17 protein-coding genes are annotated in these 16246 nt (G+C 72.0%); 4 read left to right on the top strand and 13 right to left on the bottom strand.

Going from position 1 to position 16246, the window contains the following annotated elements; all coding sequences use genetic code 11:
* Positions 1-74 precede the first annotated feature (74 nt).
* Entirely contained in the window at positions 75-866 is a 792-nt protein-coding gene (locus tag ABZT47_RS16625) for a thioesterase family protein (RefSeq protein WP_354841985.1), read from the bottom strand.
* 181 nt (positions 867-1047) lie between these two features.
* On the opposite strand from ABZT47_RS16625, the gene ABZT47_RS16620 reads away from it, so the two are divergent.
* Complete coding sequence (locus ABZT47_RS16620; protein ID WP_354841983.1) at positions 1048-2694, top strand: DUF3352 domain-containing protein; 1647 nt, start codon at positions 1048-1050, stop codon at positions 2692-2694.
* A gap of 190 nt (positions 2695-2884) precedes the next feature.
* Here ABZT47_RS16620 and ABZT47_RS16615 read toward each other — a convergent pair whose 3' ends face one another.
* The 5 genes from ABZT47_RS16615 to clpS all read right to left on the bottom strand — a co-directional run bounded on the left by ABZT47_RS16615 (position 2885) and on the right by clpS (position 5577).
* Positions 2885-3832: a cysteine synthase gene (locus ABZT47_RS16615; RefSeq protein WP_354841980.1), complete on the bottom strand. Its 948-nt coding sequence runs from the start codon at positions 3830-3832 to the stop codon at positions 2885-2887.
* A gap of 2 nt (positions 3833-3834) precedes the next feature.
* Positions 3835-4113 carry a MoaD/ThiS family protein gene (locus tag ABZT47_RS16610; RefSeq protein WP_354841977.1) on the bottom strand — a complete coding sequence of 93 codons (279 nt, stop codon included), beginning with the start codon at positions 4111-4113 and terminating at the stop codon, positions 3835-3837.
* Positions 4114-4342: 229 nt separating this feature from the next.
* Positions 4343-4753 carry a M67 family metallopeptidase gene (locus ABZT47_RS16605; RefSeq protein WP_354841974.1) on the bottom strand — a complete coding sequence of 137 codons (411 nt, stop codon included), beginning with the start codon at positions 4751-4753 and terminating at the stop codon, positions 4343-4345.
* A 9-nt stretch (positions 4754-4762) separates the two neighbouring features.
* A complete protein-coding gene (locus ABZT47_RS16600; protein WP_354841972.1) occupies positions 4763-5290 on the bottom strand; it encodes a DUF2017 domain-containing protein in 528 nt (175 codons plus the stop codon).
* Entirely contained in the window at positions 5287-5577 is a 291-nt protein-coding gene (gene clpS, locus ABZT47_RS16595; RefSeq protein WP_354841969.1) for an ATP-dependent Clp protease adapter ClpS, read from the bottom strand. Before clpS ends, ABZT47_RS16600 begins: the two co-directional genes overlap by 4 nt.
* A gap of 45 nt (positions 5578-5622) precedes the next feature.
* Here clpS and ABZT47_RS16590 point away from each other — a divergent pair, with 45 nt between their 5' ends.
* Positions 5623-6909 (top strand): nicotinate phosphoribosyltransferase, encoded by a 1287-nt coding sequence (locus ABZT47_RS16590; RefSeq protein WP_354841966.1) that lies wholly within the window; start codon positions 5623-5625, stop codon positions 6907-6909.
* 153 nt (positions 6910-7062) lie between these two features.
* On the opposite strand, the gene ABZT47_RS16585 is transcribed toward ABZT47_RS16590, so the two are convergent.
* The 6 genes from ABZT47_RS16585 to ABZT47_RS16560 form a co-directional block, all read right to left on the bottom strand.
* On the bottom strand, positions 7063-7638 hold the full coding sequence (locus ABZT47_RS16585; protein ID WP_354841964.1) for a nicotinamidase: 576 nt from the start codon (positions 7636-7638) through the stop codon (positions 7063-7065).
* Positions 7639-7757: 119 nt separating this feature from the next.
* Complete coding sequence (locus ABZT47_RS16580) at positions 7758-9515, bottom strand: DEAD/DEAH box helicase (RefSeq protein WP_354841961.1); 1758 nt, start codon at positions 9513-9515, stop codon at positions 7758-7760.
* Positions 9516-9752: 237 nt separating this feature from the next.
* Positions 9753-10433: a hypothetical protein gene (locus tag ABZT47_RS16575; RefSeq protein WP_354841958.1), complete on the bottom strand. Its 681-nt coding sequence runs from the start codon at positions 10431-10433 to the stop codon at positions 9753-9755.
* Positions 10434-10734: 301 nt separating this feature from the next.
* Positions 10735-11649: a zinc metalloprotease gene (locus ABZT47_RS16570; protein ID WP_354841956.1), complete on the bottom strand. Its 915-nt coding sequence runs from the start codon at positions 11647-11649 to the stop codon at positions 10735-10737.
* 239 nt (positions 11650-11888) lie between these two features.
* A complete protein-coding gene (locus ABZT47_RS16565) occupies positions 11889-12140 on the bottom strand; it encodes a DUF3039 domain-containing protein (RefSeq protein WP_354841953.1) in 252 nt (83 codons plus the stop codon).
* A gap of 96 nt (positions 12141-12236) precedes the next feature.
* A complete protein-coding gene (locus ABZT47_RS16560) occupies positions 12237-13808 on the bottom strand; it encodes an MFS transporter (protein WP_354841950.1) in 1572 nt (523 codons plus the stop codon).
* Positions 13809-13944: 136 nt separating this feature from the next.
* On the opposite strand from ABZT47_RS16560, the gene ABZT47_RS16555 reads away from it, so the two are divergent.
* Positions 13945-14682: a TetR family transcriptional regulator gene (locus ABZT47_RS16555; RefSeq protein ID WP_354841947.1), complete on the top strand. Its 738-nt coding sequence runs from the start codon at positions 13945-13947 to the stop codon at positions 14680-14682.
* Here the strand turns inward: ABZT47_RS16555 and ABZT47_RS16550 are convergent.
* On the bottom strand, positions 14675-15253 hold the full coding sequence (locus ABZT47_RS16550; RefSeq protein ID WP_354841945.1) for a YqgE/AlgH family protein: 579 nt from the start codon (positions 15251-15253) through the stop codon (positions 14675-14677). The genes ABZT47_RS16555 and ABZT47_RS16550 overlap by 8 nt on opposite strands.
* Before the next feature lie 177 nt (positions 15254-15430).
* Here ABZT47_RS16550 and ABZT47_RS16545 point away from each other — a divergent pair, with 177 nt between their 5' ends.
* Complete coding sequence (locus ABZT47_RS16545; RefSeq protein WP_354841942.1) at positions 15431-16195, top strand: hypothetical protein; 765 nt, start codon at positions 15431-15433, stop codon at positions 16193-16195.
* Positions 16196-16246 lie beyond the last annotated feature (51 nt).

The following is a 16246-nucleotide window of genomic DNA, read 5'->3' as shown; positions in this document are numbered from 1 at the left end:
CCCGGCGGGCCCCGCGCACGCCCACCGTCGCACCGCCCGCGTGCCGCTCGGCCGTCGTGCGGCCCGCCCGCCGCTCAGCCACGGCCGAGCCGGGCGAGCTGACGCGACTGGGCGACCAGGTTGCCCGCGGAGTCCCAGATCTCGACGTCCTCGTCGAACCATCCGTCCCTGATCAGGCGTCCGTGGCCGACGACCTTCAGCCAGCCGGGGACGGGCAGCCCTCGCAGGTGCCAGGTCAGCTCGACCGTCGGCGCCCATCCCCTGGCGCCCGCGGAGAACACGACCGGCGGCAGCGCGTCCACGGCCATCGCCAGGATGTAGGGGTCGGGGTCCTGCGGCTCGGCCATGCGGAAGTACGCGCGCGACTCCGGCCGCCCGGTCGGTGAGCCGGTGAACCAGCCGATCGTGGGCGGGTCGAACCGGGTCTCGATCTGGGCGTTGAACGTCATGTTCGACTCGTCCTTGGGGGACGGCAGCGGCAAGCACTCCTCCACCGCAGGCATGGCGACCGCGGGCTCGCCGATCCACTCGCTCGGGCCGTCGCCGAGGGTGGCGGTCGTCACCAGCGTCTCGATGTAGGAGACATCGTCCTGGACCAGGGTCGCCCGGGTCATCGCGGCGGTCCGGCCGGCCTTGAGCTGCTCCAGCCGGACGCGGGCGGGCCCGGGCCTCGGGGCCCGCAGGAACTGCGCGGCGGTGGACACCGGGTGCTCGTACGGGGAGGCGTCGACGACGGCCCGCAGCACGGCGGCCATGAGGTACCCGCCGTTGAGCGGCCCGCCGATCGCGTAGCCGGGATCGAGGCAGACGTCGTAGGTGGTCGCGTCGACCCTGATCGCCTGCGTCGCCTCGTCGAACTTCGTCATCTGCTCCCTGGCCCCGTCCCGCGCGAAACGAACCGAATTTCGTTCTGGAAGCCTCACCCTACCGAGGTCCGCAAAGCCGGTGGAAAGCGGCCTGCAAGTGCTTCGCTACCGCGGTGATCTAGCCTCGCGGCGGATCCCTTCCCACCTGAGGACAATCCCCCTATCCATCGAAAGCGGAGCCATGGCAGGCCAACCCCTCCCCCCGTACCCGTTCAACGAGGACCCCGACCGGACGGTGTCCTACCGGCACCCATCGCCCGGCCGGCACGCCGCTCCGGGGACCCAGTCCTTCACCTACGCCGCGCCGCCCCTCGCCGGGCCGCCGCAGGCCGGGGAGCCCGCGTGGCAGCAGGTGCAGATCGGCGCGCCGCCGCCACCGCCCGCCCGCAGGCGAGGGCGGGGCTGGCTGCTGGCGATCGTCGCCGCCGTCGTCGTGGCGCTGGTCGGGGGCGGCGGCGTGTATGCGATGACCCTGCTCAGCGGCGGCGGCGCCCAGCCGGAGGACGTCCTGCCCGCGGGGACCATGGCCTACGTGCGGCTCGACCTCGACCCGGCCGCGAACCAGAAGCTCGCCCTGTTCCAGCTCGCGCGGAAGTTCTCCGCGACGCGGGGCGCGTTCACCGGCGACGACCCGCGCCGGTCGCTGTTCGAGCTGCTGCGCCAGGGGGACTCCGGCCTGGCCGAGGTGGACTACGCCCGCGACGTCGCCCCGTGGCTCGGCGACCGCGTCGGCCTCGGCGTGCTGGCGCCGAAGGCGGGCTCCGGCACGCCGCGGGTGGTCGCGGCCGTGCAGGTCACCGACGAGGACAAGGCCCGCGCCGGGGTGCGCAAGCTGAACACCGGCGGCGAGCTGAAGGGCCTGGCGTTCCGGGAGGGCTACGCGATCCTCGCCGAGACGCAGGCGGAGGCCGACGCCTACGCCACGGCCGCGCCGCTTTCGGGCGAGGCCGCCTTCGCCGCCGACCGTGAGGCCGTGGGCGAGCCGGGCGTGCTGTCGTTCTGGGGCGACGCCGGCCGGATCGCCAGGGCCGCGCAGGCCACCGGCGCCACCCCGCCCGCGGGCACCCTGGACATGGTGAAGAACGTGCGCTTCGCCGGGGCGCTGCGCTTCGACGGCGGGTACGCCGAGCTGACCGGCATCTCCCGCGGCGGGACGATGCAGGCCCCCGCCACCGTGGAAGGCGCGCGGCTGTCGCGGCTGCCCGCCTCGACCGTGGGCGCGCTGTCGGTGTCCGGCCTCGGCGAGCTGCTGGCCGGCCAGTGGCCGCAGATCACCGAGGCCGCCGACGGCGCCTCGGGCGGCCGGTCGTTCTCCGACTTCGTCCAGCAGGCGCGGCAGACCTACGGCATCTCCCTCCCCGAGGACCTGGTGACGCTGCTGGGCCAGAACCTCACCGTGGCCGTGGACCAGCGCGGCCTGGACGGCGAGCTGCCCAAGGCCGGCGCCGTGCTCACCACCGACCCGGCCAAGGCGCAGGCGGTCGTCGCCAAGATCGAGAAGTTCGTCGCCGACTCAGGGACGGCGGCGCCGCAGATCGCCAAGGTCGCGGCCGACGGGCGGCTCGTCCTGGCCAGCTCCCAGGAGTACGCCGCCGAGCTCGCCAAGGACGGCGCGCTCGGCGACAGCGAGACCTTCACCACCGCGGTCCCGGACGCGGACTCCGCGGCGGCCGCGCTCTACATCGACCTGGACAAGATCGAGAAGTACTACCTGGACGACCTGAGCGGCGAGGAGCGGGCCAACGCCCAGGTGCTGCGCGCGGTGGGCCTCAGCGCCCGGCGGTCCGGCGACATCACGTCCTTCAGCCTGCGCGTCCTGTTCAACTGAGCCTCGGGACCGCGGCACCTCCGGGACCGCGGTGCCCTGCCGACCAGGAAAGCCGGACCGACCCGGTGGGACGCCGGTCCGGCCAGGACGCGGTCCGGGCCGGGACGGTCCGACGCGGGGGCGGGAAGACGAACGCGGGCCCCCTCTCCAGGGAGAGGGGGCCCGCACTCGTGAGCGAGAAGATCGGGCCTCAGGCCCAGAGCTGACCCTCCAGGCGGTCTTCCGCCTGGTCCAGCGTGCCCTCGTAGGCGCCGGTGGACAGATACTTCCAGCCGCCGTCCGCCACGATGAACACGATGTCGGCGCGCTCCCCGGCCTTGACCGCCTTGGCCGCCATGCCGAGCGCGGCGTGCAGGGCGCAGCCGGTGGAGATGCCGGCGAAGATGCCCTCGGAGCCGAGCAGCTCACGCGTGCGGCGCAGCGCGTCCGCCGAGGTCACCGAGAAACGCGTGGTCAGCACGTCGGCGTCGTAGATCTCGGGGATGAACCCCTCGTCCACGTTGCGCAGCCCGTACACCAGCTCGCCGTATCGCGGCTCGGCCGCCACGATCTGCACGCCGGGCACGTGCTCGCGCAGGTAGCGCCCGACGCCCATCAGGGTGCCCGTGGTGCCGAGACCGGCCACGAAGTGGGTGATGGAGGGCAGGTCCCGCAGGATCTCCGGCCCCGTCGACTCGTAGTGGGAGCGCCAGTTCGCCGGGTTGCCGTACTGGTAGAGCATCACCCAGGACGGATTCTCGGCGGCCAGCCGCTTGGCCACCCGCACCGCCTCGTTGGACCCGCCCGCCGCCGGCGAGGGGATGATCTCGGCGCCCCACATGCGCAGCAGCTGGCGGCGTTCCTCGGAGGTGTTCTCCGGCATCACGCAGATCAGCTTGTAGCCCTTGAGCCGGGCCGACATCGCCAGCGAGATGCCGGTGTTGCCGGAGGTGGGCTCCAGGATCGTGCAGCCGGGCGTGAGCAGGCCCTCCTTCTCGGCCTGCTCGATCATCCACAGCGCCGGGCGGTCCTTGACCGACCCGGTCGGGTTGCGGTCCTCCAGCTTGGCCCAGACGCGGACGTCCGCGGACGGAGACAGGCGCGGCAGACCCACCAGAGGGGTGTTCCCGACCGAGTCGATCAGCGAGTCGAAGCGCATGACTAGCGCATGCCTCCGGCCACGGCGGGCAGGACGGTCACGGTGTCCCCGTCGGCGACGGGGGTGTCCAGGCCGCCGAGGAACCGCACGTCCTCGTCGTTGAGGTAGACGTTGACGAACCGGCGCAGGCCGGAGTCGTCGACGATGCGCTCCCTGAGCCCGGGGTGGCGGGACTCGAGGTCGCCGATCAGGTCGGAGAGAGTCGCACCCGCGGCGTTCACCGACTTGGCGCCGTCGGTGTAGGTGCGGAGGATGGTCGGAATGCGAACCTCGATGGCCATCGCGTGTTTCTCCTTGGTCAGTGGTCGTCACGGGACACCCAACGTGTGCGAACACGCGGGGCGGGGCTGGGATTCCTGCGTTCAGGAACAGTCGTAGACGACGGTGAACGGAGTGTGCGCGAAAAGATGGTTCTGCACGGGTGACGACCGGCCGGGGCGCACGCGGGCGCTCGGCGACACCGGATCGGTCATCAGCATGTTCCCAACTCTACCGCTTCCCCTGCGAGCCTCACGAGGAGACGATCTCCACCTGCTCCTCGGTCACGACCCCGTCCACCACGCGGAACGAACGGAACTGCACATCGTCGGGATCGGCCGTGGAGACCAGCACATAGTGGGCGTTCGGCTCGGAGGCGTAGCTGATGTCCGTGCGGGACGGGTACGCCTCGGTCGAGGTGTGCGAGTGGTAGACGACCACCGGCTCCTCGTCGCGGTCGTCCATCTCGCGCCACACGCGGAACTGCTCCATCGAGTCGAAGCGGTAGAACGTCGGCGACCGCTCGGCGTTCTCCATGGGGATGAAACGCTCGGGCCGGTCGGAGCCCGCCGGACCGGCGATCACCCCGCAGGCCTCGTCCGGGTGATCGGCCCAGGCGTGGGCGATGATCTTGTCGACCAGTTCCCGTGAGATCGTGAGCATGCCTGGAAGTTACCAAAGGGCGCGGACCAGCGTGTCCTGGAGGTAGGTCAGCCAGTCGTAGGTCACGTACGCCGGGTAGCGCGGGTCGTCCTCGGCCATCCCGGCCAGCTCCTCGTGCACCTCTTCTGTGACCTCCAGCCGCACGCCGAGCGCCAGGCGCACGTCGTTCAGCGCGCGCAGCCACGCCTGCGCCTGCTCGCCGGTCAGCTCGACCTTGCCCTGCTCGGCGGTCTTCAGCAGCACCTCGGCGTCGGCCCGCTTGCCCTCGCGCAGCGTCGCCTCGGTGTAGCGGCGGAAGTCGGCGGCCGCCTCGTCGTCGTCGGCGTAGGCGGAGGGGAACAGCCGGGCCAGCACCGGATCGGACGGCGCCGTCGCCGAGCCGATGCCGAGCGCCCGCTCGAGCGGGTCGTCCCCCGTCGCGCCCGGCTCCACCAGCCCGAGCACCTGCGACACCAGCGAGCGCAGGATCGAGGCCTCCCCGGCGTCCAGCAGGATGGCGACCCCACCGCCACGCGTCGCGCTGAAGCCCGTGCTCACGCCGAATCTCTCTGGACGGTGGCCCACAAGCCGTAGGAGTGCAGGATCTGCACGTCGCGTTCCATCTCCTCACGGGCACCACTGGCCACGACGGCCTTGCCCTTGTGGTGCACGTCGAGCATCAGTTTCTCGGCCTTGGCCTTGGGGTAGCCGAAGACCGTCTGCAGGACGTAGGTCACGTACGACATGAGGTTGACCGGGTCGTTCCACACGATCGTCAGCCACGGAAGGTCGGGACGGACGTCCGTCGACGGACGCTCGACCTCGGCTGGAGCGGTACTACCCACGTTCCCATCCTGCCCTACGCCAGTCGTAGTCTTCGACTTGTGAAGATGGCCATGAGCAGCGCGTTGCTCACCGATCACTATGAGCTGACGATGCTGCAGGCGGCATTGGACAGCGGGGCGGCGCACCATCGGGCGGTGTTCGAGGTCTTCGCCCGCCACCTGCCCCTGGGTCGCCGGTACGGCGTCGTCGCGGGCACCGGGCGGGTGCTGGACGCCCTCGCGGACTTCCGCTTCGGCGAGGCCGAGCTGGCGTTCCTGCGCGAGCGGCGGGTGGTGAACGACCGCACGCTCGACTTCCTCGCCTCCTACCGGTTCTCCGGCGACGTGTACGGCTACCGGGAGGGCGAGTGCTACTTCCCCGGCTCGCCGATCATGGTGGTGGACGGCACGTTCGCCGAGGCCGTGCTGCTGGAGACGCTGATCCTGTCGATACTCAACCACGACTCCGCGGTCGCCTCGGCGGCGTCCCGCATGACGCACGCCGCGGGCGACCGGCCGATCATCGAGATGGGCTCGCGGCGCACGCACGAACGGGCCGCCGTCGCCTCGGCGCGGGCGGCCTACCTGGCGGGCTTCTCCTCCACCTCCAACCTGATGGCCGGCAGCGTGTACGGCGTGCCGACGGCCGGCACCAGCGCGCACGCCTTCACCCTGCTGCACGGCAGCGAGTACGACGCCTTCCAGGCGCAGATCGACTCCCTCGGCCACGACACCACGCTCCTGGTGGACACCTACGACGTCGCCAAGGCCGTGCGCACGGCGGTGGAGCTGGCCGGGCCCGGGCTCGGCGCCGTGCGCATCGACTCCGGCGACCTCGCGGTGGTCGCCCGCGAGGTGCGCAAGCTCCTCGACGGGCTCGGCGCCACCAAGACGCGCATCGTGGTCACCAGCGACCTGGACGAATACGCCATCGCCGCGCTCGCCGCCGCGCCCGTCGACGGGTACGGCGTCGGCACCTCGGTGGTCACCGGGTCGGGCGCCCCCACGGCGTCCATGGTCTACAAGCTCGTCGCCCGCGAGGACGGCGAGGGCGTGCTGCGGCCGGTGGCCAAGAAGTCGGTCGGCAAGCCGAGCCGGGGCGGCAGGAAGGACGCCTTCCGCGTCGTCGAGGACGGCGTCGCCGCCGCCGAGTTGGTCACCACCGCGCCCGGCGCCCCCGCTCCTGAGGGCGCGCGGCCGCTGCTGCACACGCTGGTGCGCGGCGGCGAGATCGTCGGAGGGGAACCGCTGGAGGCCGCCCGCGAGCGCCACCGCACCTCCGTCGCCGAACTCCCCGTCCTCGCCCACCAACTCTCCCAAGGCGACCCCGTCATCCCCACCCTCTTCTCCTGACCCGCAGCCCTACCACGACCTCCCGTCTCACCTCACCGCCGGCGGAGCCTTCCGCCCGACCGGGCGTGCTTCATCGGCGCCGGGTCGGCGGGGTGGGGTACGGCGAAGCCGGCGCCGTTGTACGGCGCCCGGCCCGGAGCGCCCCGGGCCGGGTCAGGCCGTTCGGAGGATGGGGGTGCCTGTCAGGGCGACGCCGGCGGTGGTGAGTTCGGTGAGGGCCGCTTCGGTGGTGGCAGGGGCGACGCCGGCCGTGAGATCCAGCAGAACGCGCACGGCGAAGCCGTTGTTCGCGGCGTCGAGCGCGGTGGCCCGCACGCAGTGGTCGGTGGCGATGCCGACCACGTCCACCCGCTCGACCCCGCGCGTGGTCAGCCACTCGGCCAGCCCGGTGCCCGCGTCGCTGGCGCCCTCGAAGCCGCTGTAGGCCGCGCTGTGCCGGCCCTTGCTGAACACCTCCTCCACGGCGGAGGTGTCCAGCGCCGGGTGGAAGTCGGCCCCGGAGGTGCCCACGACGCAGTGGGCGGGCCAGGTGCGCTGGTAGTCGGGGTGCTCGGCGAAGTGGTCGCCGGGGTCGACGTGGTAGTCGCGGGTCGCCACGACGTGGTCGTACCCGCCCGTGGCGGCGTGCGGACCGATGGCGGCGGCGACCTCGGCGCCGCCGCCCACCGCGAGGCTGCCGCCCTCGCAGAAGTCGTTCTGCACATCGACGATGACAAGCGCGCTCTTCAAGCCGGTCTCCCTGGAGATGACGGGACGGGAATGTCGGACGCTCGGGCCGGAGCGCCGGTGCGCCGCGTGCTCATGGTGGTGCCGGTCACCCGGGCGGGTGCGGAGTCAGCGGTGCGGAGTCAGCGGGAGCGTTGGGTGGCCCATTTGCGGATGGTCTCTATGCGGGCGCGGATCTGGTCGGCGGAGGCCTGGGCGATGGCCGGGCCTCCGCAGGCGCGGCGCAGCTCGGCGTGGATGACGCCGTGCGGCTGGCCGGTGCGGTGGTTCCAGGCGCCGACCAGGCCGTTCAGCTCTTTGCGCAGGGCCGCGATCTCCTCGTGCGGCGCGAGCGCCACCGGGGCTGGAGCGTCGGCCACCTTGCGCCGCCGGGCGGCCTGCTGATCGGCCTGGTGCTTGCGCAGCAGCACCGCCACCTGGTCGGGCTCCAGCAGCCCCGGCAGGCCGAGGAAGTCCTCCTCCTCGGGGGAGCCGGGCTCGGCCGAGGTGCCGAACTCGCCGCCGTCGAACAGCACCCGGTCGAAGGTCGCCGACGCCTCGACGGTCTCGAACGGCAGCTCGTCGCCCAGGACGTCCGGGCTGTCCTTCTTCTGCCGGGCGTCCTCGACGAGGAAGTCGTCCAGGCCCTCCTCGGGGAGCTTGCGGTCCAGGACGTGGTCGCGCTCGGCCTCCATCTCACCGGCCAGGCCCATGAGGGTGGGCACCGAGGGCAGGAACACCGAGGCCGTCTCGCCACGCCTGCGCGCACGGACGAAGCGCCCCACCGCCTGGGCGAAGAACAGCGGCGTCGAGACGCTGGTGGCGTACACGCCCACCGCGAGACGCGGGATGTCGACGCCCTCGGAGACCATGCGGACGGCGACCAGCCAGCGTTCCTCCGAGGCGCTGAACTGCTTGATCTTGTCGGAGGCGCCGGGGTCGTCCGACAGCACGACCGTGGCGCCCTCGCCGGTGATCGCGCGCAGGTGCCTGGCGTAGGAGCGCGCCGTCTCGTGGTCGGTGGCGATGACCATGGCTCCGGCGTCGGGCACGTGCCTGCGCACCTCGGTGAGGCGCTTGTCGGCCGCCCGCAGGACCTGGCGGATCCAGTCGCCCTTGGGGTCGAGGGCGGCGCGCCACGCCTGGCCCATCTGGTCTTTGGTGAGCGGCGTGCCGAGCGTGGCGGTGATCTCGTCACCGGCGCGGGTGCGCCAGCGCATCTCACCGGCGTACGCGAGGAAGATCACCGGGCGGACGACCCCGTCGGCGAGCGCGGGGCCGTAGCCGTAGGAGTAGTCGGAGACGCTGCGCCGCACGCCCTCGCCGTCCTCGGCGTAGGTGACGAACGGGATGGGGTTGGTGTCGGACCGGAAGGGGGTGCCGGTGAGGGCCAGGCGCCGCGCGGCCGGTTCGAACGCCTCGCGCACGCCGTCGCCCCAGGACTTGGCGTCGCCCGCATGGTGGATCTCGTCGAAGATGACCAGCGTCTTGCGGGCCTCGGTGCGGGCGCGGTGGAGCGCGGGGTGCATCGACACCTGGGCGTAGGTCACCGCGACACCGACGTAGTCGCGGGAGGTGGCGCCCTGGCTGTTCTTGAACTCCGGATCGATGGCGATGCCGACCCGGCCCGCGGCGTCGGCCCACTGGCGCTTGAGGTGCTCGGTGGGGCACACGATGGTGACCGCTCGCACGATGCCCCGGCTGATCAGCTCGCTGGCGATGCGCAGCGCGTACGTCGTCTTGCCGGCGCCGGGGGTCGCCACGGTCAGGAAGTCGCGCGGCTCGCGCCGGAAGTAGAGGTCGAGCGCCTCCTGCTGCCACGCGCGGAGCTTGGGCGCGGTGCCCCACGCGGCTCGGTCGGGATAGGAAGGTGACAGATGGGACGCGGCAAACGAGCTCACGCCGACCTCCTTGTCAGAGGACCTTTCCGGACCTCGGGGCGGTGCCCCACACTGATGATCTTGTCGTCGCGCTCGCTTCGCTCCCTCACAGTGAAGCCACGATAGCGGGGGACACCGACAGGACGTGCCGCCCCCGAGGATGCTCGCCATCGCGCCCCTCCCGTGCTATCGCCCCGTCCAGGGACCGGCGGCACAGCGCTGAGGCGTCCAGAGGGACGCCGGCGGAGGACGGCCGGGCTAGGTGACTCCGCGCATGATGGCGTCGATCTCGGCACGCCGCCGGGGGGTGTCCGGCTGCGCGACGGCGAGCAGGACGACGCTCTCGCCGTTCTTGGTGAGAAGTGTCACACGCAGATAGGCCGGCTGGTTGACCACGTCGGTGTAGGTCGCGCGGAGGGCTCGGGTGTGACCGGTGAACCCGTTCAGCGCGACCGGGCGGTCGTCCACCACCTCCACCTCGTCGCCGTGCAACAGCAGCCGCCCGTACAGCTCGGCCAGGTCGAGCGTGGCCGCACGCGGGCCCGTGGCCGGAAGCGGGCCGGCCGGGCGGGCCATGACGAGCGCGGAGTCGCCCGCGGTGGCGACCGAGGTGAACCCGGTGACCGGCGGGACCGTTCCCGGCGTCCAGCCGGACGGCAGCGTGTAGCCGACTCCGGCGACGCCGTCGTCCACCGGGACGGGGCCCGGGCTCGCGTTCAGGCGGCTCACGGCGAAGGCGACCACTCCGGCCACCAGGGCGGCGCCCACGACCACCGCCACGACGAACAGGAGCACCCGGCGGGCCCAGGAAGGCACCCTGACCCGCGAGGGGGCGGCCGGAGCGCCGTACAGCCGGGCCGACGGCGGCAGCCCTTCCTCCTCCCGCGGAGGCCACACGGGCTCGCCGTAAGGCCGTCGCCCGGTGCGGTACTTGTCCACAGCGCCTCCTCCCGTGCACCGAGTATCCGTTCCAGGGCGGCCCTTCCGTCAACGAAACATTTGAATAATGACGCCGATGACCGCAACGGGCCGTCCGGACGCCCCGCCGGAGACCGGCCCGGGCGGATGTGGGGGCGCACCGAAGCGCGGGCGATCCGGCGTCAGGGCCGCGAGGTCACCGGGTTCCTGACACCACCGCGGGAACGGCGATCCGGCGCACCGTGGTCAGGGCGGGGGCGCGGCAGGCGGCCATTGGGCGGAGGCGTGGCAGGCGGCCAGGGGGCGGAGACGCGGTAAGCGGTCAGGGAGTGGGGGCGCGGTAGGCGGTCCACATGTCGCGCATGCGGGCGGCCTGGCCGGCGGTGAACTCCGACATGCAGCGGTCGTGGGAGTAGTCCATGTAGTTGTGCACCGGGTCGTCGCCGAGGTCGGGGCAGGTGTCCTTGCGATCGGGGCACCCCTGGGTCGAGGTGGCCTCGGGCGGGGTGTCGTCGACCGAGTCCCCGGGCGAGCCGCAGCCGTTCTCGAAGGTGTGCAACAACCCGAGCCAGTGGCCGATCTCGTGCACCGCGGTGTACCCCTTGCCGAAGTCGCGCAGGCTGCCGCCGGGCAGGCTGCGCCAGTCGACCACGACGCCGTCCAACTTGGGGTTGCTCTGGTACCAGTGCGGATAGGTGGCGTAGCCGAGCACCAGTTCGCCGAACTGGGCGACGTAGAGGTTCAGCGTCTCGGCGCCGCCCTTGCGCAGCCGCTGCTTCATGGCGGCCTCGTTGGCGAGCGGCTGGTGGAACCACACCTGGTTGTCGGTGCGCGTGACGCCGCGCAGCGCGAACCGCACGCCGGTGTCGGCGCCGCCGAGCCGTCCTCCGTAGGCGGCGTTCAGCGTCTCGACCTGGGCCGTGACGGCGGCCTCCGGGGCGCCCGCCTGCCCGTCGGTGATCACGTGGACCCACAAGGGGACGGTGACCGTGTGGGCCCGGAGACCGGGACGCAGGGCGCCGAGCCGGCGCCGCATCTCCGAGAGCATGCGCTCGGTGTCCCGGCGGTCGGGCGCGTACGGCTCCGGGCCGCGCCCGTCCATGCGCGGGGGACCCGCGTGCCCGCCGCACGGGCGCGCGGCGGCGGCACGGGCCGGCACGCCGGGCGCGCCCGCGATCGTGAACAGGCACGCCAGAGACGCCAGAGACCCCAGAGACACGGCAACCGTGCGCCGCACCATGCACTCCCCCGGTTCGATCAGGTCAGAGTGCTGACGCTAGCCGCCGCCGCGCCGATCGCCGGGGAGCAACACTCGCTCCCCGGCCAAGGGTTCACCCAGCCTCGCCCGCCCGAGCATGAACGGCTCACGCGCCCACCCGGACGTGCGTTACGGCGTCACGGAACCGTCGCGCGCGAGCCTGAACGGCTCATCGCCCGGCGCGAGGTACGAGGACGCGGACGCGCGGCCTCGCGGGGTCACTCTTTGGGGCCGCCGCCCAGGGGAAGACCTTCGTAGATCTCCTTGCACTCGGGGCACACCGGGTATTTCTTGGGATCACGGCTCGGGACCCAGACCTTGCCGCAGAGCGCCCGGATCGGCGTGCCGGTCACCATGCTCTCGGTGATCTTGTTCTTGTCCGCGTAGTGCGAGAAGCGCTCGTGGTCTCCCTCGTCGCCGTGCGAGAGGTTCGGCCGTACTTCGCTCTCGGGAAGGATCTTCGTGCTCACGACATCCGAGTCTACGTGCGCCGAGGAGCGGCGCGGCGGACGAACCCGTGTTCCGGCCGGCCCTCGCTCGCGGCGCGGGCCGGCCGGGAGCGGGCCTCAGCCCACGTGGACGGCGGCGTCGTAGGTCTTGCGCCCGGCCCGGACGAACAGGGCGAGGATCGCGGCCAGGACGGCGACGATGACGCTCACGGTGAAGCCGAAGTGCATGCCCGAAAGGAAGGAGCTGTGCGCCGCGTGCGTCAACGCGTCGGCGATCGGCTTGGGCGTGCCCGGCTGCACCGGAGCGACCCCGATCGCGACGAGGTTCTTCATCGCCTCGACCTGCGCGGGGGTCGCGGGGATGTGCGCGGCGGCGAGATTGCCCGGCAGGACGTCCGCCACGCGGGCGGTGATCAGCGCGCCGAGCACCGCGGTGCCGAGGGACCCGCCCACCTGCATGGCCGACTGCTGCATGCCTCCGGCGACGCCGCTGTACTCCTCGGGCGAGTTGCCGACGATGACCTCGGTCGCCCCGACCATGACCGGCGACAGGCCGAACGCGAGCAGCGCGAAGGGGACGGCGGTGTCGAGGTAGCCGGCCTCCAGCCCGAGGCGCGAGAGCAGGAACATCGAGATCGCGGTGATCAGCATGCCGATGGCGATCGGCACCTTGGGCCCGAACCTGCTCAGCGCCGCGCCCGCCAGCGGGGAGGCGACGATCATGCCGGCGCTCATCGGCAGCATGCGCATGCCCGACTCCAGCGGCGACAGCCCGTGCACGCCCTGGAAGTAGAACGTGAGGAAGAACATCGCGCCGAACATCGAGAAGGCCATGAGCACCATCAGGACGGTGCCGATGGAGACCGACGCGTTGCGGAACAGGGTGAGCGGCAGCAGGGGCTCTGTGGCCCGGGTCTGCCAGAACACGAAGGCGGCGCCCAGCACGACGGCGCCGGCGAAGAACGCGATCGTCCGGGCGTCCCCCCAGCCGTAGCCCGGCGCCTTGATGATGGCCCACACCAGGCAGAACATCGCGCCGGACAGGAGCACCACGCCGGGGACGTCCACCTTGGACAGCGCCTCGGACCTGCTCTCCTTGATGACCCACAGCCCGACCAGCAGCGCGACCACGCCGACCGGCACGTTGATGAAGAAGACCGACTGCCAGCTCACGTTCTCGACGAGCAGGCCGCCGATGATCGGGCCCGCGGCGCTGGAGACGCCGATCGCCGCGCCCCAGATGCCGATGGCCATGTTCAGGCGCTCGGCGGGGAAGGCGGCGCGCAGCAGGGCGAGGGCGGCCGGCTGGAGCAGCGCCCCGAACAGGCCCTGGAGCACCCGCAGGGCGATCAGGACGCCGATGGAGGAGGTGAGGCCGATGGCGAGCGAGGTGAGGGCGAAGCCGGCGATGCCCACCAGGAAGACCCGCTTGTGGCCGAAGAGGTCGCCCAGCTTGCCGGCGGTGATGAGGAAGACGGCCAGGGCGAGCAGGTAGCCGCTGGTGATCCACTGCAGGTCCGACAGGGACGCCCCGAGGTCCTTGCCGATCACCGGGTTGGCGATGGAGACCACCGTGCCGTCGAGCATCACCATGATCACGCCGAGCGCGACGGCGAGCAATGTGAGCCAAGGATGGCCGTGCCCGCGTCGGACCGGCGCGTCCGCGGGCGCGGCCAGCGCTTGTGCCATGGAAGATCCCCCGTTTCGAAAGATTAGTCGACTTCTAGTAATTTATGGCAGAGCATGACAGATGACAAACGGTTTTATACGACAGATCATGACTTGTGGCACAATGTGAAGTGAACATTTCGAGGAGGTGACCGGCATGGGTCTTCGGGAGCGCAAGAAGCACCAGACCCGGCTGGCGCTGATAGACGCGGGCTTCCGGCTGTTCCTCGCCCAGGGGTACGAGGCCACGACCGTCGACCAGATCGCCGCCGCGGTGGAGGTCTCCCCGCGCACGTTCTTCCGCTACTTCGGCAGCAAGGAAGACCTGGCACTGGACTTCACCCTCGAGTACGACGAGCGCATCAACGCCGCCCTCGCCGCCAGGCCCGAGGACGAGCCGCCGTTCACCGCCCTCACCCGCGCCTTCCGCGAGTTCGTCCACGCCATGGAGAGCGACGCCGCCGAGGAGACCGAGCGCTTCCTGCGCCACCGCCGCGTCGTCGACGCCAACCCGGCGCTGCTGTGCACGAGCTTCGCCCGCATGGCCGACATCGAACAGAAGCTCACCGTCGAGATCGCCAGGCGCCAGGGCACCGACCCCGCCACCGACCCGCGCCCCCGGCTGCTGGTGGCCTTCGCCACCTCGGCCGTCCGCGTCGGGATGGACTGCTCGGTGGACGACGACAGTTATCTCCACAGCCTGGTCGCCAACGTCGAGCACGCGCTGGACCTGGCCGAGCAGGCGCTGCGTCCCGGCTGGGACCGCCCGCCTGCGGCGCCGTCGGCGGCACCGCCCTCCGGCCACCGCACCGGCCGCGAGCCGTGCGCAGGCGAGGACCCCGGCGCCGCCGGCCAGGACCCGGGCGCCGAGCCGCCCGCGGCCGCGGTCAGTTGAGCTTGGGGTCGTCCGGGCAGGTCGCCACGAACGCCAGCTCGCCCGGCTGACGCCGCAGCACCGACCGCCACAGGTTGGCCGGCCGCGAGTCGAAGGTGTCGCCCGGTTCGGCCTCGACGACGTACCACGAGCCCTCACGGATCTCGCTCTCCAACTGGCCCGCCGTCCAGCCGGCGTACCCGGCGAAGATGCGCATCTGCGTGATCTCGCCCGCGAGGATCTCCGGAGGCGCGTCCAGATCGACCGTGCCGAGCTTGGAGACGGCCGACGAGCCCGCGTGCAGTCTGCGCCACCCGAGCGGCTCCTGCCCGCTCGGCACCGAGGCCAGGGCCAGCGCGCTGTCGGTCTGCACCGGCCCGCCCTCGAAGAGCACCGGAGGGCCGGACACCAGAGAGTCCCAGGAAGGGAGCACCTGCGTCACGGTGACCTCGCTCGGCCGGTTCAGCATGACGCCGAGGGTGCCGCCGTCCTCGTCGTGCTCGAGGATCAGCACGACGCCGCGCCGGAAGTTCGGGTCGTCAAGCAGTGGCGTCGCCACGAGGAGCCCGCCGACGTAGATCGCCTCCGCCATGCATCCATCATGACGCGTGATGTGGGGAACGCGCGCCCGCCCCCGGGCAGACAGGGCCGCCACCTCGCGATATGTTACTCAACGCGTTCAACCGGGCACTGTCGGTATGTAGTATCGATGACTGGAGGATCCGATCGGCTCGCGAACACCGCGCACGGGAGGAAAGGAAGGGGCCTCATGTACCGCCTCATGATGCTGGCTCTCGTGGCGGCGGGCGTGGCCGCCGGCGTCCCGGCCGCCGGAGCCTCGTACGCCGCGGGCGTCACCGGGCGTGAGGCGCGCGACCTACGCGACGGGCGCGTCGAGGTGACCATGTCCAAGGTCGAATGCCCGTCCGGGCGGGCCGACGTCATCATGACCGCCCCCCGCCACCGCGACGTCGTGGAGTACTCCGTCTACCGAGGCGGCTCGCTGGTGCGCAACGGCGTGCTGTGGCCCGGCGTCCAGCGCAACATCCCGGTCTACCTCGAACCGCGCACCAGCGAACGGGTCACCGTCACCATCCAGGGCCAGGGCACCACGACCTTCCGCGTCTACTCCGGCTGCGAGGACGACGCCCCGACCGGCTCCAGCGATTCGACGGCCACCCCGGCCTCCCGCGACTCACAGGAGTCCTACGGCGAGTACCGCGAGAGCGTCTACAGCGAGAGCGACGGCGACAGCGCCTCCCACTCCAGCGGCGAGCACGGCGCGCGGCACGTCAACGGCCTGCGCGCCCACCGGTACAACCCGCTGCTGCGCCGGCAGGGCATCGACCGCCTTCCCTACACCGGCCCGCCCGCCGACCTGTACGGCAAGATGGCCACCGCCGTCGGCATGGTCATCTTCGGCGGCATGCTGTGGGGCATCGCCGTCATCTGGCCCCACCGCGCCCCCGTCGAGCCCCTGCTGCGCCCCCGCCCCCTCTACGCCACCGGCCGCCGCCCGCTCACGCCAAGCTGACGCCGGCGCCAGCACACCCCGCTGACGGCCCGCGCCCCACGTCGGGGTGAT

The organism is Sphaerisporangium sp. NPDC005289, assembly GCF_040607455.1.
Taxonomy (GTDB): Bacteria; Actinomycetota; Actinomycetes; order Streptosporangiales; family Streptosporangiaceae; genus Sphaerisporangium; species Sphaerisporangium rhizosphaerae.
This window is presented reverse-complemented; position numbering and strand designations above follow the sequence as displayed.